Raw genomic sequence first — 21,825 nt, 5'->3', positions numbered from 1 at the left:
TCAGTACTGCCGCAAAAAACCCAATTAAATGGGCATATTCATTATTTTCTCGTAAGCATCTACCAGCTTATTTCGTACCTGAGTCATTGCTTCAAAAGAGACACTGGACTTTTGTAATCCAATCATCACTTGAGGTAAATCTACACCTTCTTCGCCTCGCTCATAGGCTTGAGCCAGTGAAGTTGCTTCCTTTTGCAACGAGTTGACGTTATCAACAGCAGTTTTCAGCATATCTGAAAAGTCAGGTCGCTCTACTTCTTGGGCGGCTTGCGCACTCGACTGTGCAATACCTGAGGTCGCATTGGAACCAGGCGATTGGATTTGACTCCGCAAGTCACGCATTTGAGAAAGCACCTGATTAATATCAGGTCTATCAGTCACCATCTTAATCGCACCCAAAAAATCATTAGTTTGTAGTAGCTTAGCACACTGTTATTAAAAACTAGACTTAAAAATCAATCAACTTCTATGCCACACTCTCGCATCTTAGCGATTTTATATCGTAAAGTGCGTGGGCTAATGCCTAATTTTTCTGCAACTTCTTTTCGCTTACCTTTCGCGTCAATCAATGCCTGAGCAATAATTCTAAACTCATGTTGCTGCACACCTCGACCCAATATAGAAGCTGCTTCGGTGGCATCATCCGCTTGTTGTGATTCAACCTTCGGTGCTGAAACCATATCAAATACAATGTGCTCTTCGCTCACTCGACCCTGCCCACACAGGATCAACGCTCTTTGAATAACATTTTCCAGTTCGCGTACATTACCAGGCCAAGCATGAGCCTCCAGCTTACTCAAAGCGGAGGGTGAAAGGTGCGCATTATCAACACGCATCTTCTGAGCATGTTTCAACAATAATGCTTCAGCTAGCGGTTGTATATCGCCTTTACGTTCACGAATCGGTAACCATCTCAAAGGAAATACATTTAAACGATAATATAAGTCCTCTCTAAAGCCCCCTTCTCGCACATACTCAGACAAATCTCGGTTAGTGGTAGCTATGATCCTAACATCAAGCTTAATTGCTTTCTTTCCACCAAGACGCTCCACCTCTTGTTCTTGAAGTACGCGTAACAGTTTAGCCTGAAGACCAACATCCATCTCCGTGACTTCATCTAATAACAGTGTACCGCCATTTGCTTGCTCGAATTTACCTGCTTGAGATGACACTGCTCCAGTGTAAGCCCCTTTTTCATAACCAAATAGCATTGCTTCCAGCATATTTTCAGGTATTGCGGCACAGTTGATGGCTATAAACGGATGATTAGATCGCTCGGAAGTAGCGTGGATGTACTGCGCCAACACCTCTTTACCTGTACCACTTTCACCACATATTAAAACGGTAGAGTCAGTCACAGCGACTCGTTTAGCAAGCTCTAGCAAAGCGACACTAGACGGGTCTTTTGCAATCGGAGAATTGCTCTTCTCTTGTGCTATTTTCGAAGTGTGATTGCGGATAACATCTAATAACTCTGTTTCTTTAAATGGCTTTAATAGATAATCCACCGCGCCATTTCGCATTGCATCTACAGCGTGGGCAATATCACCATAAGCGGTCATCAACATCATCGGCAGCTCAGGAAAGTGCTCAACGACATGCTGTAACAAACCATACCCATCCATGCCTGGCAAGTTAACATCCGAAACCACCATATCGAAGGTGTCGCGCTTTAAGGCCAAAATGGCATCTTCAGAGCTTTCCACCATAGAGCACTGGTAACCTGCCAACATCAACGTGTCTTCAAGTGCCTCCGCCAGCCCTCGATCGTCTTCGACTACTAATAAACTCACTTCAGACATACTAACTCCCTAAAATTGGCAATATGATCGTCGCCTTGGTGCCAACGCCTGGCTGACTTTCAATATCAAATGCACCATGATGTGCCCTAGTAATAGCTTTAACGACCATTAAACCAAGCCCTGTACCATGCTGCTTAGTCGTTACAAAGCCTTCCTGCACCTTCATTAACTGCTCTTCGTCCATTCCACGACCAAAGTCCTGTACTTCTATTTTCAAACCTTGCGGTGTCACCTTAAATGACAACCCAACCTCACTTTGGCGAGGTGATGCCTCAATCGCGTTATTAAGCAAATTTAAAATAGCACCGACCAACACATCTTGGTTACATTGAATGACACCTTCTAAATCCGCTTCTGCATGAACTTTTAACGCAATATGATTTTGCTCAACTAACTCTTCAGCACGCTCTATCAGACAATTTTTTAATGCCTGTAGTGCAAGCTTTTCATCTAACTTAATATCTGACTTCGAAAAAATCAGCATATCCCTAATTTGTCGCTCTATATTATTGAGACGATCAGAGAGTTTTTCCGAAAACCGTTGTCGCATTTCTTCAGACAGGGTTTCTTTTTGCAAGTGCCCTGCATACAACATGGCAGATGAAAGGGGTGTACGTATCTGGTGTGCCAATGCCGCAACCATCTTCCCCATGGTCGATAATCGCTCATGATGCGCCAATTGACGCTGAAGAGAATGCGTCTCGGTCAAATCCACCAAAATAATAAGCTGGCCCGGTACATCGCCTAGTGAAGAGGTTTCTACTCGTACACGCCTTCCCGTCACCATGGTAATCTCATGGCCGTCATCTTTTTGTGGTCGAAAACTTTTTGGAACAATATCTGCCCACTGACCGCCTAAAATGGACTCACCAAACAAGCGATCGACGATCGGATTGGTCATCACAACTCGCCCCTCAGGGTTAAGAAGCATGACGCCTACAGGCATGGACTGAAACAGCTGCTGAAACTGTTTCAGTAACACCTTATTTTTGGACTCTTCTTCGCGTTTAGCTTGTTCAGCACGCTCAAGTTTGGCTGTTAAATGGCGCACCTGCGCCTGCAGATCATCGTAAGATGCCTGTAGCGAGCGAGAGGTTTCTTCGAATAATACAAACGCCTCTTTTAAGCGGGCAATCTCCTGATCCTTATCCAATCAAAACTCCGACTTATCGATGCGATATCGCCGCATCTTTTCTATCAATGTTGTACGCTGAATCTGCAACAAACTCGCCGCCTTGGACACCACACCATTAGTAGAAGTTAACGCGTGTCGAATTAACAGAGACTCTAAATGCCTAACGTAAACATTTAGATTAACCGCTTGGGCACGAGGCATATTGGAAGAGTCGGCTAAACGACTCAAGAAAGGCGAGACCTGCTCTTGTCGCCAAGGCACAGGACAACTAATAACACCATTCTCTAACAATGCATCAGATTGACGCAACCAGATGGCTGGCAGTGGCAATGTAAGCTTAGTTATTTCCAGCAAACTGCCCACCACAAAAAAGTCCACAAGCTCTCCCTGCTCTAGGTCCTGCACGATATCAATGCTTAGGAAATGTAAAATAGGAGCAATGGCTTGCAGCTCTTCTTGGCTGATACCAATCAAACAGGCTTTCATCATTATCAAACACCAATCTAATTGATTTTAAACTTTAGCACAGAGTCACAAAAGACACAGGCTATTAAGCCCTAAAAATGACAATAATTTCTTTACAAGGCAATAAGTTAACTGTTTAGGTTAGAAAATAGTAGATCAAATTCTTGCTCTGCTGTCAGACTGTCACTATGCCAAGATAAGCTACCCAACAACGGCGCTGAAAGCATATTGTTAAGGGTTGCTAAATTCTCTTCATAATAGGGCATTTCGTTTTGCCCACCATTTGCAATCCACCCGGCAATAGGCAAGCCATCACGTCGGATCGCCTCCATTGTTAAAAACGCATGATTCAAACAACCAAGACGCATATCTACAACAACGATAACCGGCAATCCTAGGCGCTTCGCTAAATCAGACAACAATTCACGGTCATTTAGGGGGACACGCCAACCGCCAGCGCCCTCTACGATCGAAAAATCATGAGGCGTAAGCAAAGTGCCACGAACAAACCCTTCTAATCGAGAAACTGTGACCAGCTTATTTTCTTTCGCTGCAGCAATATGAGGCGCTATAGCAGGCTCAAAAACGATAGGGTTCACTTGCTCATATCGAAGCAACACCGAGCCTGCAGCTTGAATTTGCAGAGCATCATCATTACAAAGTTTCCCATCTATCATCTCAGCACCTGCCGAGATTGGTTTAATTCCCATTGTGCGTAAACCTTGTCGAGCTGCTGCTTTGAGCATCCCAACACTGACATAGGTTTTACCAGCATCGGTATCCGTGCCTGTAATAAAAAACTGCTGTTTAGCCATGATCGACCTTCGTTAATTGAATAAATGCCACTTCATAAGAAAGAGGAATGCCACGATCTGTCATTTGCTTTGAATAGGCAGACTCAAATGCCTTCCATCTTGAGGGCGATACCATATCTGTGTTTTCTGTTACTAAGGTGGCACCGACTTTTTTCAAGGAGTACACCGCGCCTTTCACACTATCAAAATACACAGTAATCGTTTTCTGCTCCGCGTCAGCCACTTGAAACCCTGCATCACGACAATGATTAAGGATGACCTCTAATTCTGGGTATTGGTTATGATGCAAACGACCGTCGACCTGCTGCCAAGCTTCACCAAGTTCAGGCATCGAACCTTCCACTAGGGTAGCTATTAGCACCTGACCTTGGTCATTTAGTACTCTATACCACTCCTTAAATAGATGGTCTGGGTGTAGACACCATTGAATGGCCAGACTGGAAAAAATGCCATCAAACGCATTGTTTTTAAAAGGCAGCGACTCAGCATCCGCGCACACTAAACTGACGTCCGCCGCACGTTGCTGTGCTTGTCGCAACATATCAAACGACAGATCCAGAGCGAAATATGAGAGTTGAGGCTGTACTGACTGCATCGCCTTTAAAGCTCGACCAGTTCCCGTACCTATGTCCAACCAAGAGTCGTTGGTTTTCGGTGCAAACCGAGCCATTAACTCGATCAGCACCAACTCTTGAAAGACTGCGTATTGATCGTAACTTGCTGCAGCACGAGAGAATCGCGCAGCCAACTTTTGTTTATAGCTGCTGACCGTTTCAGCGGAACGTATTGTCATGAATATATTGGGTAATCAATGCCACAAACTGTGACGGGTCTTCTAGGAAAGGTTGATGAGCCAGTTCCGGCAGAGACAAAACTGTTTGCAATGGGTTACTCGGTAGCGCTTGTACTACATTTGGCGTTTCGACAAGCGCGTCTTGAGCACCAAACACATGTAAGTTTGGTCGGTCTAGCAATGCAATTTCACGACGCACATCCAAGGTTTCTAGTAATGCTAAACCTCGCACCAATGCCTCAGGGTCAATGAGCTCTTTCGGCTGCAGCTCAAGTAAATGCTTCGCTAAGCCTTTGGGAGCTTTGGTCCCCTGAGCTTGTAGCGATAAAAAACGACGGAAGCCTTTCTCTGGAGATGCCTTCACTAAGTCAAAAAACTGCGCATACGCGTCTTTGGACATACCCATTGGCCACCCTTCTGAGGCAACAAATTTTGGTGCACTCGCCACACTGATCACACCATTGGCGCAACTTGAGCGACGGGCTGCTATGTAATTTGCCACCATCCCACCAAGTGACCAGCCAAGCCACCAGCAAGGCTTAGGCGCAGCCCTAATCAACTGCTCCGCCAACGCATCAATATCGTAATTGGGACCAAAACGGTTACGTTTGTGCCAATTCGGATCAACCGATACACCCGGCAAGTTAGCCAGTACCACGTAAAAGTTTTCACTAAGTAAACGTGCCACATCATGAAAAACTTCTTTCGGCATGGCCCAACCAGGGACCATAAAAATCGCAGGAGAGGTTGGATCACCGAAGGCTTCTGTTTCAATAGGAGTACGCATAATTCATCACTTAGAGTCATCGTTAAAGATGCTGTCTAGAGTATCACACAAATACTCAACATCCTTATGACTATGGTCGGCACTCAAGGTCAGTCGCAAGCGAGCCGTATTAGGGGGTACGGTTGGTGGACGAATCGCCTTACAAAGAATGCCCCGTTGCATCAACTTCTCACTGATTGCTAGGGCCGTTTCACTTGAACCAATCAACAAAGGCTGAATGGCACTGTTAGAATCCATTATGTCATAAGGCCAAGTCCCTGCTCGCTGACGCAAATACTGTATATGATTAGCTAGCGTTTGACGTCTTTGCAGCCCTTCATCTGAGCGAATCAAATGAAGACTTGCCAACACCGTTGCCGCAACCGCTGGTGGCATCGCAGTAGTATAAATATAAGGGCGAGCAAACTGGGTTAAGTAATCGGCCATATCATTGGAACAAGCAACAAAAGCTCCCGCCACACCAAATGCCTTACCAAAGGTTCCCATTAGAAAAGGCACCTGTTCTGCACTTAAGCCATCTAATTCTAGACACCCTTTACCTTGCTGCCCTAAGCAACCTAGACCATGTGCATCGTCCACCACCAGCAACCAATCTTGCTGCTGAGCCAAACCTGCGAGCTCTTCAAGAGGGGCTTTATCGCCATCCATGCTAAAGATACCATCGGTGGCTAACACTCCTGGCACCTCAAGACGTTGCATATGCTTTTTCGCACTATCAGTATCGTTATGCAAATAGCGCTTAAAAACGCCCTCACTAAGGCGAGCACCATCAATCAGGGAGGCATGATTGAGCTTATCCATCAGGACTGGTCGTTGCTTGCTGGCCAACGCCGAGATCACAGCCAAGTTGGCCATGTACCCCGTACTAAACAGTAATACACGCTCATAACCTAGCCACTCGCACAGTTCATGTTCAAGGGCATCGTGAATATCTAAATGACCACAAACCAAATGCGAAGCACCACTGCCGACACCATACTCTAACGCAGCATCAGACATGGCCTGCTTAAGCACTGGATGGTTTGCTAACCCTAAATAATCATTGGAGCAAAATGCCAAATATTCTTGGCCACTTTGCGTTAAACGGGTTGTCTGTGGGCTGGCAATCACATTTGTCGAGCGGAATAAATGCTGCTCACGACGCTCAGCTAGCGCAGTGAGCATCCACTCAGGCGTTTTAAACGGTGGCATCGTAGAAGAACTTAGCTTCTTCTTGGGCCTGCGCTTGCGCGGCAATCGCTTCTTCGACCGCTTCATCTGACACATCATGACGCTGCTCAGGCATGATACCGAGCTTATTAAATAGCATGCGGTCTTTATCAGCTTCAGGGTTACCGGTTGTCAGTAGTTTTTCACCATAGAAAATGGAGTTAGCACCTGCCATAAAGCACAATGCTTGAGTTTGCTCACTCATACCTTGGCGACCTGCAGACAAACGCACATGAGAGGTTGGCATAAGGATACGCGCTACTGCGATGGTACGGATAAATTCGAATTCGTCTAAGTCATCGACATTTTCAAGAGGCGTGCCTTCTACTTTTACCAGCATATTAATTGGCACACTTTCTGGGTGTGGCGTCATTTGAGACAGCTGACGCAATAGACCGACACGGTCTTTCTGCTCTTCACCCAATCCCATGATACCGCCACAACAAAGCTTCACACCGTTATCACGCACACGAGATAAGGTATCTAAACGCTCTTGGTAAGAACGGGTGGTGATAATGCTGTCGTAGAATTCTGGCGAGGTATCAAGGTTGTGGTTATAGTAGTCTAAACCCACCTCGGCAAGCTGCTTCGCTTGATCATCATTCAACGTTCCAAGCGTTACACACGACTCAAGGCCTAGCTGCTTAACACCTTTAATCATCTCTAACACATAGGGGAAATCTTTCTGCGAAGGATGTTTCCAAGCCGCGCCCATGCAAAAGCGAGTCGCGCCTTTTTCCTTCGCAAGTTGCGCTTCCTGCAACACTTTTTGGACTTCCATCAACTTTTCTTTTTCCAGCTCTGTATTGTAGTGGCCACTTTGTGGACAATACTTACAGTCTTCAGGGCAGGCACCTGTTTTAATCGACAGCAGCGTACTGACTTGAACTTGATTCGGTGCGAAATTAGCACGGTGAATGGTTTGCGCATGGAAGAGCAAATCCATAAAAGGCATATCGAACAGTGCTTGGACTTCCTGGCTAGTCCAATCGTATCGAGGTTGAGTCGCAATATTCACCCTGAGGCTCCATAATTTCATTGTTGCAAGGAACGCAATACTAATGACACTAAAAAAACTGTCAACCAAATTAAATAGAGTGGTTTACAATAGATTATTTAGAAACCAATGCTATGTTTGTAATATTTCAAATGAAGGGACAATTTGTAAGAGTTGTCAGACCTTCTTAACATTCAACACAACACACTGCCAACGCTGCGCAAGACCTACCCAAACATCCCTCACGCTGTGTGGCGAATGTCAAACTTCGCAAATGCATATCGATCGAATCATCGCCCCCATCCTTTATGAAGGTTTATGCCGTAGTCTTATTCGTAAAGCTAAGTTCGAGCAGCGCCCACACTTTCTATATCCACTAATAGAACTGCTTGCCCTGCACATCATGAAACATAACATTGAACTGCCCAGTGACTGGTGCATTGTCCCTACCAGCAAAGCCTCCCTTAAAACACGAGGCTTCTGTCAAACAAACCTGATGTTCAAACAACTTAAATACCATTTAGAACCACATCAATTTACTCCAATAAAATTTGTACCTCTTCACCGAACAATACAGGTGAGCGCACAACACACTCGCTCCAAACAGGATCGCCATAAACTGAACTCTCGCTTCTTTGCTACAGACAACACAGTACCAAGGCATATCCTCTTAATTGATGATGTTGTAACGACGGGAAGTACTCTTAACGCTTGTGCAGAGCGACTAATTAAATCGGGAGCGGAACGAATCACAGCCATCACTTTAGCTAGAACACCAGCATAAATAGAAATCCTGAAAGGTGACATCCGATCTGCTTTTTCGTTAGTATCTCGAGTCTTTATCCACTAGGGCAGTTAGGCATAGCGACATGAACCAAGAAGAACGCGACGTTCTCACCGAGCTTGATAAGCAACTTTTATGGCACCCATATACATCTATGAGCCACCCTACTCCCCATTTTTTGGTGGAGAAAGCATCTGGCTGTCGCATACAACTTGCTGATGGACGCAGCTTAATTGATGGCATGTCCTCTTGGTGGAGCGTGATTCACGGCTATAATCACCCAAACATCAACCAAGCCTTGCACACCCAGATTGATCAATTTTCCCATGTTATGTTTGGCGGTTTAACTCATCAACCCGCGATTAGCTTGGGGCAAAAACTGGTCGATATGAGCCCTTCAACACTGACTAAAGTGTTCTTTTCCGACTCAGGCTCAGTCTCTGTTGAAGTCGCACTTAAGATGGCTATCCAATATTGGAATACTCAAGGGCACCCCGAAAAGCAGCACTTTATTACCCCGCGTTCTGGCTATCACGGCGACACTTTCGCAGCCATGTCAGTATGTGACCCAGTCAATGGTATGCATGGCTTATTCCAGAAAGCCCTGACTTCGCAGTTTTTTGTACCACCACCTCCAATAGGACTCACGCAATCAATTGACGCTAATTACCTAGCAGAGGTTCGCGCCACGTTTGAGCAACACCACGAACAACTTGCAGGCTTTATCATCGAGCCAGTTGTGCAGAATGCTGGCGGCATGCGCTTTTATAACCCAGCCTACCTCGATGCTTTCAAAGCCCTTTGTGATGAATTTAAGGTACTGCTTATTTTTGATGAAATTGCCACGGGGTTTGGCCGAACAGGTAAGCTTTTTGCCACTGAACATTGCACAATAGAGCCTGACATTATGTGCGTTGGTAAGGCTTTAACAGGTGGATATATAACACTTGCCGCCACACTGACCAGCGACAAGGTTGCACTGGGTATTAGCCAAGAGGGTGGCGTCTTTATGCATGGCCCAACGTTCATGGGCAATGCGCTGGCATGCAGTGCAGCCAATGCCAGTTTAGAACTGATCCAGCAGAGCAACATAGAAGAAACAGTAGCCAACATAGAGCAATGGCTTGAGACAGCCCTAGCCCCCTGCGAGTCTCTTGATATCGTTCAAAATGTTCGCTGCTTAGGCGCCATTGGCGTGGTCGAGCTCAGACAAGCGGTAGACCTTCATCAGATTCAGCCACTGTTTGTTGAGCAAGGGGTTTGGATTCGCCCATTTGGCAAATTAATTTACCTCATGCCTCCGTACATCATCCAAGAAGATGAAATTCAGAAACTTGGCCAGGCAATTTATACCGTTATCAATCAACATTTCCAGTAAGCTTTCCAGCTGATAATCCAACAAAAAAGACCGAGCAAAGCTCGGTCTTTTTTAACTTACTTCCAATTCTACTGCTTCATCCGCTCTGCAAGATTACCTTGCTCATAGGCTTCTTCTTCGATATGGGCAATGTTCGTTACAATATGCTCAGCCCGCTCAATACTCTCAATACTTAGCTGATCCACATCCATCATTTGCTGATTCAAAGAGTTTGCAACGTCAGCTTGCTCAGCCGTCGCAAGATTAATTTGCGCGGTCATATCTACAATGTGTCGAATGGCTTCTTCAATTGCATTCATGCTGTCTGCAACTTCCGTAACGCCTTGAACCCCCTCATTTGCCACCGAAGCACCTTTATCAATCGCCTCTAGCACCGCCTGAGTATTTCGCTTCAGCTCTTCTGTCGTATCATGAATACTTTGCGTCGCATCTTGAGTCCTGATAGCTAAGGCACGAACTTCATCTGCTACGACCGCGAAGCCACGCCCCGCCTCACCCGCTCGGGCTGATTCGATGGCCGCGTTCAAAGCAAGCAAATTGGTCTGCTCAGCGATATCACTGATAGAGTTAACAAGGTGATTGATTTGATCACTTTGTTTTGCCAAATCAACTACTACATCTTTAGCGGCATTCACTTCCGAGTAAACTTTCTGCATGGTATCGCCAGTATGCTTCGCCATATCACGGCTCGCTTTGGCCTTCTCTTCAACCGACGCAGTATCTTCTGCTGCGATACGAACATTGTCAGCAATTTGATTCACACTGGCTTGAAGCTGTGTACTGGCTGACACCACCGTTCTAAAACTGTCTCTTTGCTTATTAAAGTTCGCCAAATTAGACGTCACACTTTCTTTGGCTAATTCAGCTCGCTGCTGCAACTGCTTTGAGCCGACCATCAAGCGATATCTAAATGTAAAGGCCGCCGCAGTTTTATGCAGTTGAGAAAAACTCAAAGCGACATTGGGACCGACCGCTTTAAAATATAAATACTGGCCTATAGCGTTGTGCGCCTCTTGGGGAAGCTTAGCAATTGTGGAACGTAAAGCGTGACGTTGCGTCAGGTTAAACGTTGCACCTAGAACCGCTAAAATTGGGGATAAAATTTGCCACCATAACCAAGGAGAAAATAGTCCCATGATCCCAAACACAACAAAAAAGATGGCATTTAACCATGTCTGCTGCCACATCCAGCCTTTTAGTCGCGGCATATTTGGCACTGGATGCTTACCACTGTTAACACGCTCATACACCATTTGTGCATGGGCTTTTTGCTCATTGGTCACCTTCTGACGCACAGACTCATAACCAATGACTTTGCCATTATCGATCAGAGGGCTAACATGGGCACTAACCCAATAATGATCACCACTTTTACAACGATTTTTAACAATTCCCATCCAACTGCGACCAGCCTTTAGGTTTTCCCACATGTCTGCAAACACTGCTGGGGGAACATCTGGATGACGAATTAGATTATGAGGTTGACCTATAAGCTCTTCTCGCTCGTAACCAGCTACCTTACAAAAGTCATCATTGACGAATGTAATACGCCCCTTCACATCCGTACTGGACACGAGGGTATAGTGCGCAGGGAAATCGTTCTCCCTGTTTGTAACGGACATCTTACGCATAGCATCTCTCGATAAATCTAATTAATTGTTTATTCTAACCTTAAGATTTACGTACATTTTTCGCAACTAAAAAGGCTTAAAAAACTTTTTACTCGTCATCAAAGTCTCGATATGCATCCGGTGCCAAATCCTCAAAACGCGTAAACTTACCGATGAAAGCTAAACGACAAGTGCCAATAGGACCATTACGCTGTTTACCTATGATAATTTCAGCAATCCCCTTATGCGGGGTATCTTCATGGTATACCTCGTCACGATATACAAAAGAAATCACGTCAGCATCCTGCTCAATCGCCCCTGATTCACGCAAATCTGAGTTTACCGGACGCTTATTAGGGCGCTGCTCCAAGCTTCGGTTTAACTGAGACAAAGCAATAACTGGACAGTTCATTTCTTTTGCTATGGCTTTTAGCGATCGTGAAATTTCTGAGATCTCGTTAGTACGACCTTCACTGTATCCAGGGATTTGCATCAACTGCAAATAGTCGACCATGATAAGCGCCACACCACCGTGCTCTCGCGCAATTTTACGGGTACGAGAACGCATTTCTGTGGGGCTGATCCCTGCTGTGTCATCGATAAATAACTTACGATCTTTCAGCATTTTGACCGCAGACATCAGCTTATCCCAATCTTCTTGAATAAGCTGACCTGAACGCATACGTGTCTGGTCTATTCGACCTAAGGACGACAACATACGCATCATTAGCTGCTCAGCAGGCATCTCCAAACTGAAAACAATCACGGGTAATTCACTGATCATGGTGGCATTCTCCACCAAATTCATCGCAAACGTTGTTTTACCCATGGATGGACGACCAGCGACAATGATTAAATCTGACGGCTGAAGACCTGATGTCATACCGTCTAGATCGGTAAAACCTGTACTTAAGCCTGTGATGGATCCTTCCTGATGATACAGCTCATCAATCTTATCCACGGTCTTGCTAAGAATGTCTGCAACCGCTCGTGGACCACCTTTCTTTTCACCATCACCGTTTAATTGAAAGATACGGCGCTCAGCTTCTTCTAAAATATCTGAGGCCGACATACCTTCGGGGTGATAAGCACGATGATTAATATCATTGGCTGTACTAATCAGGCGTCGCAATATGGCACGTTCACGCACAATCTCAGCGTACGAAGCAATGTTTGAGGCGCTCGGTGTGGCTTCCACCACCTCAATAAGATAGGCAATACCGCCAATCTCTTCTAACTCACCGCGCTTATCTAAACGCTCACTGATGGTGACAACGTCTGCGGGCTCCGTGTCATCAGCCAGTCGAGCGATTACAGCAAAAATCGCTCTGTGTTCAGGGCGATAAAAATCATCAGCGACCACCAACTCAGAAATCTTTTCCCAAGCCTCAGGATCTAGCATCAAACCACCGATGACAGAGCGCTCGGCTTCGATGGAATATGGGGGCAATTTAATGGAGGATACTTCTGAATCTTCTACTTGCACGTAACACTCTCACGTAGACAGGGATTGAAAAAGGCTTTAAAGCTTATCACTCTGCATTAAAAACACCAGACTGATTCACTAAAAATCTAGACACAAAAAAAGGCACTCCGCCAAAGCGGAATGCCTCTCTTGATGCAATAATTTCGTTAGAAATTACTGAGCTACAACGTCTAGAGTAACTGCAACAGTTACTTCAGAGTGTAGTTGAACGTCAACTTCGTAAGAACCTACGTTACGTAGAGCACCTTCTGGAAGACGTACTTCAGATTTAGCAACTTCAACGCCACCTGCAACGATCGCATCAGCGATGTCACGAGTACCGATAGAGCCGAATAGCTTACCTTCATCACCAGCGTTAGCAGTGATAGTGAACGTTTTGCCTTCTAGAGTTGCTGCACGAGCTTGTGCTGCTGCAACGCGTTCTGCTGCTTGAGCTTCTAGCTCAGCACGACGCTCTTCGAAAGAAGCCAAGTTCGCTTTGTTAGCCATTACAGCTTTTTTGTTTGGAATCAAAAAGTTACGCGCAAAACCTGGTTTAACAGTAACAACGTCACCGATACCGCCTAGTTTGCCTACTTTGTCGAGTAGAATCACATTCATCTCGATCACCTCTAAAATAAATTAACTAGCTTTTAATTGATGTCGGAAGAGCTTGATTGCAAGCGCCCTCGAATGTCTACAAAGCTATCGACCACCGCAAGGAAGATCAGAATATTCGCAAAGTACACGCTCAGGACTAACAAACCAATCAGATAGAAAAGTACTAATCCGACCATCCCAATTTTTTTCAATGCCAGAATACCATGCACCAAGGCTAAGCCAGGGATAACTAAGGCTGGGATAGCAGCACGAGACAACACCTCAAAACCGCCCCCAAGACTTTCACCAACCAGCACCATTGCGCCGAGAATCAGTGCCACCACAAGCGGCAACCTAAATTGATGAAATTCTTTCTTCAAACCGCCTGGGTTATAAAGCTTCGCTTGCCAGCGACGGGCCAAAAAAAGCACTGCCACCGCAATATAAGCTTGCACAACCGACATAGCGATCACCGCCTGCTGAATAATGACCTCCTTAGAAGGAAGGTCACCTTCCACCTCACCACTTAAAATGTGCTGAATAAGCTGTGCAACCATATCCAACAAATTAGCCATAAGTAGCGGCTGAATCAGTGATGATAGAACCGCTAGAATACTAGCGCCTAACATCACCCAAGCCCAAGACACTTTTTCTCTTAGCACATAGGCTAAAACAAATGTATCAATCAGCACCATTAGTGCCGTTGCATCCCCTTGGATTGTCCACAGCACAATGGCTGGAAGTCCGCCCCAAGCGATGACTGGTATTCCGTCTTTTACACCTTTTCGAAGTACTACCAGCCCTAAGACTGCTGCGCCCAGCCAAAACATCATTGGAATGATACTAGACAACGCAACCACAAGGATGGCATTGCTGCGTTTAATCATTACCCAGTTAGCTAAACCGCCCATAGTAATACTTCTTATGTCACTTATTAGTTGAAGTGACCATCAGTGTAAGGAAGCAAAGCAATGTAGCGAGCGCGTTTGATAGCAGTCGCTAACTGACGCTGGTAACGTGCACGTGTGCCAGTGATACGGCTTGGTACAATTTTACCAGTTTCAGTGATGTAACCTTTTAGAGTGTCTAGATCTTTGTAATCGATCTCTTTAACGCCTTCTGCGCTGAAACGACAGAATTTACGACGACGGAAAAAACGAGCCATAGTGTATCTCCTAATTAATCAATTATTCAGCAGAGTCGTCTGCAGCTTTATCAGCAGCAGCTTCTGTTGGTTTTTGCTCTTCACGCTGTGGAGCAGAACGACGCTCTTCACGGCTTTCAGAAGCTTTGATTGGAGACACTTCAGTTACCGCTTCTTTACGACGGATAACTAGGTTACGGATGATTGCATCGTTGTAACGGAAAGTGTCGTTTAGCTCAGCCATCACACCTTCAGACGCTTCAATGTTCATAAGAACATAATGCGCTTTGTGGATTTTGTTGATTGGGTAAGCTAGTTGACGACGGCCCCAGTCTTCAAGACGGTGTACTTGACCGCCATCTTCAGTGATCAAGTTAGTGTAACGCTCGATCATTGCTGGAACTTGTTCGCTTTGATCTGGGTGTACCAGAAACACGATTTCATAATGACGCATGATTGCTCCTTATGGGTTCTTAGTCTCCACGCTTTCCCCGTTAAAAAGCTGTGAGACAAGGAGTAGTGATTTACGGGGACGCGAATTATATACCGCTCTTGAAAAATTAAAAAGACTTTATGGACATTATTTAACCGTGTAGCCATGCAGCCTTTAACATTTTACAAAGACAACTATTACGAACACTCATAAAACGAGAATCTCGACATCTTCCACATAAGTCGTTATGTTGAGCGCAGCTTTATCATCGAAGCGCAAGATGAGCATATAAAACCTGTTTGCAAGGATTCGCGATGCCTGCTTTTTTCTACTTACTTTTGCCTATCATTTTTTGGTCTGGAAATTATGTTCTAGGGCGTCTAACCGTATCTGACGGCATTGATCCTTACACCATTTCATTCTTTCGCTGGAGCTTCGCTTGTTTACTCATTCTTCCGTTCGCTTACGGAAAAATCCGCCAAGATTGGCCTCTTGTAAAACAGCATTGGGCAATGCTGGTTTTCTTTGCGTGGCTGGGTATTTGTAACTACAATCTGTTTCTCTATATTGGCCTTACATCGACCACAGTCACCAACGCCGTACTGCTGAATTCCATCATGCCAGTCATGATCTTAATTACAGCAAGAATATTGCTAGGCAATAAAACTAACTTCTTGCAAAATGCGGGGATATTAATATCCACTCTAGGGGCGATTGTCATCGTCAGTCGTGGCAGCCTCGATACATTTCTACATCTGACCGTGTCAAAAGGTGACCTGTGGATAGTGACAGCTGCGGTGAGTTGGGCCATTTACTCCGTTCTACTCATTAAACGCCCCCCCATGCATCTACTAAGCTTTTTTGCTGTGACGGCCGTCATTGGAACCGCCATACAGTTTCCCATATATTTGTTCTTCTCAAGCACCAACATCGATACGCTCACAACAACCCATTGGGGGGCTATTATCTACATGGCCATTTTTGCCTCAATTGGCGCATTTATTTGCTGGAACACAGGTATCCAAAGACTCGGAGCCGCGACAGCAGGCCACTTCATTCATCTACTCCCAGTCTTTAGCATTTTCTTATCTGTACTATTTTTGAATGAAGCCATTCAAGGCTTCCACAGCATTGGCATCTTTTTGATCTTCTCAGGTATTGCTATTGCCACCATTGTTAATCAACGCCTTCAGCGCAAGAGACTTAACGCTTAAGCTTTGTTTTTACTTAAACTGGCACTCAATAAAATACTCACAAAGATCAACATTGTCCCAGAAATGGCCAGCCAATCTGGGACATGCCCCCAAATCGCCCATCCCCAAAAACCCGCAAAGACTATACCAATATAGCTGACTGGAGATACCACACTTGCAGGGGCGTAGGTGTAGGCTTTCGTATAAAGAAGTAACCCCACATACAATGTCACCGAGACCACTAATACCCACAGCCATGTATCAGTTGGCAAGACCAAACTTTCCCCTTGAACCAACGCTAGAGGCAGAGACAATAAAGCAGAAAAACCAAAGTACACGATTAGGTTTTCCTGTCCCGATACATGGCTACTGAGAAGACGTGTAGTCACCATAGAAAAGGCAAGACCAACCGCGGACAAAAAGCCAACAATATGCCACGGATTAAAATGGTCGGGGGTGGGGTTAATAACCAAAGCCACACCAACAAAACCAATAAATAGAGGCAGCCAACGCGCTTTAGGGATCATGATACGGTGCATAACCAAAACGACAACCGGCACACACAGCGGAGCACAAGAGCGAAGCAAAGACGCCTCAACCAAAGGGATATGATTCAGAGCCCAGTAATAGAATAAAAACCCAGCAAAGCCGCCGAAACTACGTAGAAAATGCGCTTTGATCACATGAAGTGGACGACGCTCCCATTTCCCCCACATCTGAGGAAAGAGCACCAAAACACAAAACAAACTTTGCCAAAACACCAAAACAGGAACAGCAATTTGTGTTTGTACCTGTTTTGCCGCCACAGCGGTAATCGACATAATAAAAGCATAAGCAACGGTTGCATAAATGCCTTTTTTAACCAAATAGACATCACTCAATTTAGCGTCCTTTATTGGGATCAAACGAGAAGAAGAGAGATGTTTATGATGAACGTATTAAGACTTTTAGGAAACACTTAAATAGTCGCAAAAAGGGGATTCAGAGGGCAACTCATACAATTTTTTTGCATCAGTTTGTGCAACTATTTTTCCAGCCTCAACCAACAATACATTTCCACCTAGTAAAACTGCATCCGCGGGACTATGCGTTACCATCACCGTGGTCCACTGATACGTTTCTGTCAGTGTCTTAATCAAAACCAACATATCCGATCGTAACTTTGGATCCAGCGCACTAAAGGGCTCATCCAGCAGCAAAATAGGCTTATCTCTCACCAACACACGAGCAATAGCCACCCGCTGCGCCTGACCACCTGACAGCTGATCTGGGTACTTAGTATGACAATCCGAGAGCTGGACTTGCTCTAGTGCCCAGGTGACTTTCTCTTTCTGCGCGCTGGATAGAGAGCGAGAAGCGCAAATACCAATCGCAACATTGTCCCAGACAGAAAGTTGCGGAAATAAGTTATCACTCTGAAAAAGAGTGGTGATTGGGCGCTCAAATGGTGGGCTCAGAGACAGGTCTTGACCTGAGAAGCCAATACTACCTTGCCCTACCACGTAACCACCCAATAGAGACAACAATGTACTTTTCCCACAACCACTCGCCCCCAAAATAGAAGTCGCACCAACGGCAAACTGACCTTGATAATGCGCCTCAAAGTTTTGCCACTGGTATTGCACATCAAACGACAGCACGACGACCTCCTAACAGACGTGTAATTCCATAAAACAACACTAAACACAAACCGATCAACACAACCGCCACACATGCCCCTTGTTCAACTCGATATGAACCGATCAGTTGATACAGATACATAGGCAGAGTTTCCAACCCTTTCGAGCCAAACAGCGCAACCACTCCCAAATCGCCCAAGCTCAATAATACGGCATAAGCCAAGCCTTGAGCCAAAGCCGGACGAATCGTCCGCCACTCAATACGTAATCGAGACCAGCCAACTATGTTCATTTGCTGATACAACTGACGAAAGCGCTTCTCCTGCTGATACATCACCGGCATGATCGCCCTCAGTACAAAAGGTAACGCCATCACAGCATTAACCCAAACAACAATCCAATAGGCATGTTTAATACTCACCCCTAAATGGCGAAACAATAGAAATAACCCCGTTGCTAGCACAAGGCTTGGCACCATCAAGACGAGATTACCTGACTGCTCCAGTCGTACCGCCCAACGATTTCGACGAGGGTGCCAACGCCACGCCCGTGCAATGGCCGCAATGCTCAACCCCATTAACAGCGCCAGCACACCTGAAGGCAAAGCAATGCGTACCGAGTGCCAAAGCCCCCGCCATAATTGAGAGTCCAATAAACTCAGCCAAAATAGCTCAGTAAATACGGGAGACAGAATGGCAACAAACGGCGGCAACACCCAAAGTAACACCACTGAAAGGACGCCATAATCTAAGCCACTTGTCCACTTGCTAGAACGCAAAGGTAAACGCCCTCCTTGGTACAAACTCACATCCTGACGAACTGGTGGTGCGAATCGGTATACCGCCAGTGCAACTACGGAACAAATCACCACCTGAAGCAAAGACAAATAGCTGGCTTTATTCAAATCAAACTCAAAACGCAGCGCCTGATAGATCGCCACTTCTAAGGTGCTTGAGCGAGGCCCGCCTCCAAGACTCAACACGACGGCAAAGCCAGAAAAGCACAGCATAAAAATCAGCAAAAACAACCCGGGAAGGTTTTTCTTCAGGTAATGCCATTCCACTAGCTGAAACACTCGCCAGCGCGAAAAACCCAGCTGACTGGCGAGACGCCATTGAGCATCGGGGATCAGATCATAGGCCTGCAAAATAATTCGAACCGCCAACGGCATATTAAAGAAAACATGCGCGATTAAAATGCCTCCCAATCCATACAGAGGAAAAGGCTGACCAAACAAAGCGGTAAACCAGCCATTACGGCCATACACCACCACAATACCGAGAATGGCCACGATCGTCGGTACAACCATGGAAATCGCAAACAGAGAAAGCAGTGTTTGTCGCCCCCAAAAACGTCGATGAAATAAGCAAGACGCCATCGGGATGGCCAACAATATACTCAGTAAGGCACTGAGGCTGGCCTGCATAAAAGAAAAGCGCACCACACGCCAAGTGTAAGGATCAGAAAAGAAACTCCCCCAAGAACTTGGCGAAGCATAACTGAGCAGCGCCACCAGCGCTGCCAGAGCAATCACAGAATATAATGAAACGCCCAGCCAAGCTGGGCGTAAATGCGCATTAGAAATCAATGTTTAACGAGTCGTCGCTTCCAACCACTCATTCACCCAAGCCTGACGGTTTTGCGCCACTTGCTCAGCGTCCAACGTAAGCACCTTGGTTGGCTGTGGTTGTGATGTAAATGCTTCTGGAAGCGGGTTTACATTCTCCATCACTGGGTACATCCAGTTACCAGTGGCCACCACATTTTGAAAACCTGGCTCAAGAATGAACTGCATAAACTGCTCAGCAAGCGCCTTGTTTGGCGCACTTTCTAACATCGCCGCCACTTCAATCTGAGGGTAAAACCCTTCGCTTGATTCGGCCGCTTTGTACTTATGCTCCCCTTCAGCAACAATGTGGTAAGCAGGAGAAGTGGTGTAACTGAGTACCACATCCGCTTCACCTTTTAGGAATAAGCTATAACCGTCGTACCAGCCCTTAGTAACCGTCACGGTGTGATCTGCAAGCTTCGCCCAAGCATCCGCTGCTTGATCACCGTAGACTGACTTCATCCAAAGCAGTAAACCTAGCCCTGGTGTTGACGTACGAGGGTCTTGGTAAATCACTTTTAGGTCTTGATTTTCAACCACGTCTTTAAGGGACGCTGGTGGGTTGTCCAGTTTTTCACTGTCATAAATAAAAGCAAAATAGCCTTGGTCGAACGGCACAAAGTACGAATCATCCCAGCCGCCAGGCGTGGTCACTGCTGAAGTGTCAACGCTGTGCTTAGCCAATAAACCTGACTTTTTCGCTGCTTCCATCACATTAAGATCAAGCCCCAGTAAAACATCGGCTTCAGACGCGTCACCTTCAAGCTGTACACGGGACAAAATACCGACGGATGAGTCCAACGTAACAAAGTTCAGCTCACAGCCACACTCTGCTTCAAAGTTGGCTTTGATCTTCGGACCAGGCCCCCACTCAGAGGCAAATGAATCGTAAGTGTAAACATTCAACGTTTGTGCCGACACTAAACTACAAGACAACAAAGCTGTCGCGGAAAGCGCAAAAGATTTAAAAGACATAGTCGCTCCGTAAATGAGCGGCGTATAACTGGATTGGCAAGATGTGAAGGGCTTGCTATCTCAATTCCTACGCCAGCATGATCTGGTTCAGGTTCAATGGGTTAGCCATCAATGGCTTCTCAGCGGCAAACGCCACACCCCATGAGATACAGGTGTTCGAAAACGAGAGTATTCTAACAGACCCTTAAGAGATGTCTAAGCATTGAAATAACTTTGTTGAGCCCCATTGTCTCTCGACCAAAAAAGAAAACTTCAACACAGAACATACTGTTTATTATAAAATCTTCTCAGAACCAACTTATATAAAAAAAAACAAAATTTCACTTCAACCAATTTATAAAGACCTAGCCTTCCTACTTAAAAAATACAACGAACTGATATGTATATACAGAGGGAAAAAGAAATAATGAAAAAAAGCTAATCTCCCAAACACTCTAAAAGAAACACCAGAAATATCCGAATCAGGTAAAAACAAGTAATAAAAATACAAAAAAAGACACAACAGAAGAAAACAAAATATACGTGTGCGCTTCTTTTCACTCTCTTTTATATTATAACCCCCTCTCAATCCTAAATATTTTTCTTTTCGAAACTTTGCGACATGAATAGAAAAAAACAACACAAACAACAAAGATAATAAATGAGCAGTAGAACTCTGAATAAGATAAATAACATACTTCAAATCATAATTAAATTCATAAAACCCAACCACCTTGAAACTAAAAACAAATCTCAAAAAATCATACAAATCTCTTTGAGTGTAAGTCTGCTCTGCCACAAGCGCTATAACATATGGAGCCAAACAAGAAATAAATAAAAGAATATATATTCCATCCATTTTAAAACCCTTATCTGGCCTATCGTCACAGTATGTGTAGGCGTAATACAGCAGAGCAGACAATACCAATGGCCCAAACATAAAGGTCAAGATGGTAATCGTTAAAGAGATCAGCGTTATTTTTAATCGTTCCATGGGTGTACCTAGATTAGATAAAGGAAATAACTTCTAAAT

Annotated in this window: 23 protein-coding genes, 1 pseudogene and 1 riboswitch; of the genes and pseudogenes, 4 read left to right on the top strand and 20 right to left on the bottom strand. The window is 45.2% G+C overall.

Annotation, left to right across the window (positions count from 1 at the left end; all coding sequences use genetic code 11):
• Positions 1-24 precede the first annotated feature (24 nt).
• The 9 genes from fliE to bioB form a co-directional block, all read right to left on the bottom strand.
• A complete protein-coding gene (gene fliE / locus JHD44_RS00940) occupies positions 25-384 on the bottom strand; it encodes a flagellar hook-basal body complex protein FliE (RefSeq protein WP_233401537.1) in 360 nt (119 codons plus the stop codon).
• Between the two features lie 71 nt (positions 385-455).
• Positions 456-1,802, bottom strand: coding sequence for a sigma-54-dependent transcriptional regulator (locus JHD44_RS00935; protein ID WP_199460183.1), 1,347 nt, complete (start codon positions 1,800-1,802; stop codon positions 456-458).
• 1 nt (position 1,803) lies between these two features.
• Positions 1,804-2,955, bottom strand: a complete 1,152-nt coding sequence (locus JHD44_RS00930; RefSeq protein ID WP_199460181.1) for a sensor histidine kinase — start codon at positions 2,953-2,955, stop codon at positions 1,804-1,806.
• A complete protein-coding gene (locus JHD44_RS00925) occupies positions 2,956-3,426 on the bottom strand; it encodes a helix-turn-helix domain-containing protein (RefSeq protein ID WP_199460179.1) in 471 nt (156 codons plus the stop codon).
• Between the two features lie 104 nt (positions 3,427-3,530).
• On the bottom strand, positions 3,531-4,217 hold the full coding sequence (gene bioD / locus JHD44_RS00920; protein ID WP_199460177.1) for a dethiobiotin synthase: 687 nt from the start codon (positions 4,215-4,217) through the stop codon (positions 3,531-3,533).
• Entirely contained in the window at positions 4,210-5,010 is an 801-nt protein-coding gene (gene bioC, locus JHD44_RS00915; RefSeq protein ID WP_199460175.1) for a malonyl-ACP O-methyltransferase BioC, read from the bottom strand. The genes bioD and bioC overlap by 8 nt, the downstream gene beginning before the upstream one ends.
• Positions 4,991-5,797, bottom strand: coding sequence for an alpha/beta fold hydrolase (locus JHD44_RS00910; RefSeq protein WP_199460173.1), 807 nt, complete (start codon positions 5,795-5,797; stop codon positions 4,991-4,993). Before JHD44_RS00910 ends, bioC begins: the two co-directional genes overlap by 20 nt.
• Positions 5,798-5,803: 6 nt before the next feature.
• Positions 5,804-6,988, bottom strand: a complete 1,185-nt coding sequence (gene bioF, locus JHD44_RS00905; protein WP_199460171.1) for an 8-amino-7-oxononanoate synthase — start codon at positions 6,986-6,988, stop codon at positions 5,804-5,806.
• On the bottom strand, positions 6,975-7,961 hold the full coding sequence (bioB, locus tag JHD44_RS00900; RefSeq protein ID WP_133562883.1) for a biotin synthase BioB: 987 nt from the start codon (positions 7,959-7,961) through the stop codon (positions 6,975-6,977). The genes bioF and bioB overlap by 14 nt, the downstream gene beginning before the upstream one ends.
• Positions 7,962-8,067: 106 nt before the next feature.
• Between bioB and JHD44_RS19185 the strand changes: the two are divergent.
• From JHD44_RS19185 to bioA, 3 genes and pseudogenes are all read left to right on the top strand, one after another.
• A pseudogene (locus JHD44_RS19185) lies at positions 8,068-8,256 on the top strand (double zinc ribbon domain-containing protein); the annotation flags it as partial.
• A 21-nt stretch (positions 8,257-8,277) separates the two neighbouring features.
• Positions 8,278-8,787, top strand: a complete 510-nt coding sequence (locus tag JHD44_RS00895; protein WP_199460167.1) for a ComF family protein — start codon at positions 8,278-8,280, stop codon at positions 8,785-8,787.
• An 85-nt stretch (positions 8,788-8,872) separates the two neighbouring features.
• Positions 8,873-10,165, top strand: coding sequence for an adenosylmethionine--8-amino-7-oxononanoate transaminase (gene bioA, locus JHD44_RS00890; RefSeq protein ID WP_199460165.1), 1,293 nt, complete (start codon positions 8,873-8,875; stop codon positions 10,163-10,165).
• 68 nt (positions 10,166-10,233) lie between these two features.
• Here bioA and JHD44_RS00885 read toward each other — a convergent pair whose 3' ends face one another.
• The 6 genes from JHD44_RS00885 to rpsF all read right to left on the bottom strand — a co-directional run bounded on the left by JHD44_RS00885 (position 10,234) and on the right by rpsF (position 15,438).
• Positions 10,234-11,796 carry a methyl-accepting chemotaxis protein gene (locus JHD44_RS00885; protein WP_199460163.1) on the bottom strand — a complete coding sequence of 521 codons (1,563 nt, stop codon included), beginning with the start codon at positions 11,794-11,796 and terminating at the stop codon, positions 10,234-10,236.
• Between the two features lie 88 nt (positions 11,797-11,884).
• Entirely contained in the window at positions 11,885-13,261 is a 1,377-nt protein-coding gene (gene dnaB / locus JHD44_RS00880) for a replicative DNA helicase (protein WP_133562554.1), read from the bottom strand.
• A 153-nt stretch (positions 13,262-13,414) separates the two neighbouring features.
• The gene (gene rplI / locus JHD44_RS00875; RefSeq protein ID WP_199460161.1) at positions 13,415-13,861 is read right to left on the bottom strand and encodes a 50S ribosomal protein L9; all 447 of its coding nucleotides are present in this window, start codon (positions 13,859-13,861) and stop codon (positions 13,415-13,417) included.
• Between the two features lie 32 nt (positions 13,862-13,893).
• Positions 13,894-14,751: a hypothetical protein gene (locus JHD44_RS00870; protein ID WP_199460159.1), complete on the bottom strand. Its 858-nt coding sequence runs from the start codon at positions 14,749-14,751 to the stop codon at positions 13,894-13,896.
• A gap of 23 nt (positions 14,752-14,774) precedes the next feature.
• Positions 14,775-15,005, bottom strand: a complete 231-nt coding sequence (gene rpsR / locus JHD44_RS00865) for a 30S ribosomal protein S18 (protein ID WP_055461955.1) — start codon at positions 15,003-15,005, stop codon at positions 14,775-14,777.
• A 22-nt stretch (positions 15,006-15,027) separates the two neighbouring features.
• The gene (rpsF, locus tag JHD44_RS00860; protein ID WP_199460157.1) at positions 15,028-15,438 is read right to left on the bottom strand and encodes a 30S ribosomal protein S6; all 411 of its coding nucleotides are present in this window, start codon (positions 15,436-15,438) and stop codon (positions 15,028-15,030) included.
• 293 nt (positions 15,439-15,731) lie between these two features.
• On the opposite strand from rpsF, the gene JHD44_RS00855 reads away from it, so the two are divergent.
• Positions 15,732-16,631: a DMT family transporter gene (locus JHD44_RS00855; RefSeq protein WP_199460155.1), complete on the top strand. Its 900-nt coding sequence runs from the start codon at positions 15,732-15,734 to the stop codon at positions 16,629-16,631.
• Here JHD44_RS00855 and JHD44_RS00850 read toward each other — a convergent pair.
• From JHD44_RS00850 to JHD44_RS00830, 5 genes are all read right to left on the bottom strand, one after another.
• Entirely contained in the window at positions 16,628-17,491 is an 864-nt protein-coding gene (locus tag JHD44_RS00850; RefSeq protein ID WP_199460153.1) for a DMT family transporter, read from the bottom strand. The two genes, JHD44_RS00855 and JHD44_RS00850, sit on opposite strands and share 4 nt — an antisense overlap.
• Positions 17,492-17,557: 66 nt before the next feature.
• Positions 17,558-18,250 (bottom strand): ATP-binding cassette domain-containing protein, encoded by a 693-nt coding sequence (locus tag JHD44_RS00845; RefSeq protein WP_199460151.1) that lies wholly within the window; start codon positions 18,248-18,250, stop codon positions 17,558-17,560.
• Positions 18,237-19,817 (bottom strand): thiamine/thiamine pyrophosphate ABC transporter permease, encoded by a 1,581-nt coding sequence (thiP, locus tag JHD44_RS00840; RefSeq protein WP_199460149.1) that lies wholly within the window; start codon positions 19,815-19,817, stop codon positions 18,237-18,239. Before thiP ends, JHD44_RS00845 begins: the two co-directional genes overlap by 14 nt.
• Before the next feature lie 3 nt (positions 19,818-19,820).
• Positions 19,821-20,813 carry a thiamine ABC transporter substrate binding subunit gene (thiB, locus tag JHD44_RS00835; RefSeq protein ID WP_199460147.1) on the bottom strand — a complete coding sequence of 331 codons (993 nt, stop codon included), beginning with the start codon at positions 20,811-20,813 and terminating at the stop codon, positions 19,821-19,823.
• A 46-nt stretch (positions 20,814-20,859) separates the two neighbouring features.
• Positions 20,860-20,965: riboswitch (TPP riboswitch) on the bottom strand.
• Between the two features lie 182 nt (positions 20,966-21,147).
• A complete protein-coding gene (locus JHD44_RS00830) occupies positions 21,148-21,786 on the bottom strand; it encodes a hypothetical protein (RefSeq protein ID WP_199460145.1) in 639 nt (212 codons plus the stop codon).
• Positions 21,787-21,825 lie beyond the last annotated feature (39 nt).

It is taken from the genome of Marinomonas ostreistagni (assembly GCF_016461785.1).
Classification (GTDB): domain Bacteria; phylum Pseudomonadota; class Gammaproteobacteria; order Pseudomonadales; family Marinomonadaceae; genus Marinomonas; species Marinomonas ostreistagni_A.
Note: the sequence above shows the minus strand (reverse complement) of the source record. Positions and strands in the feature narration are given on the sequence as shown.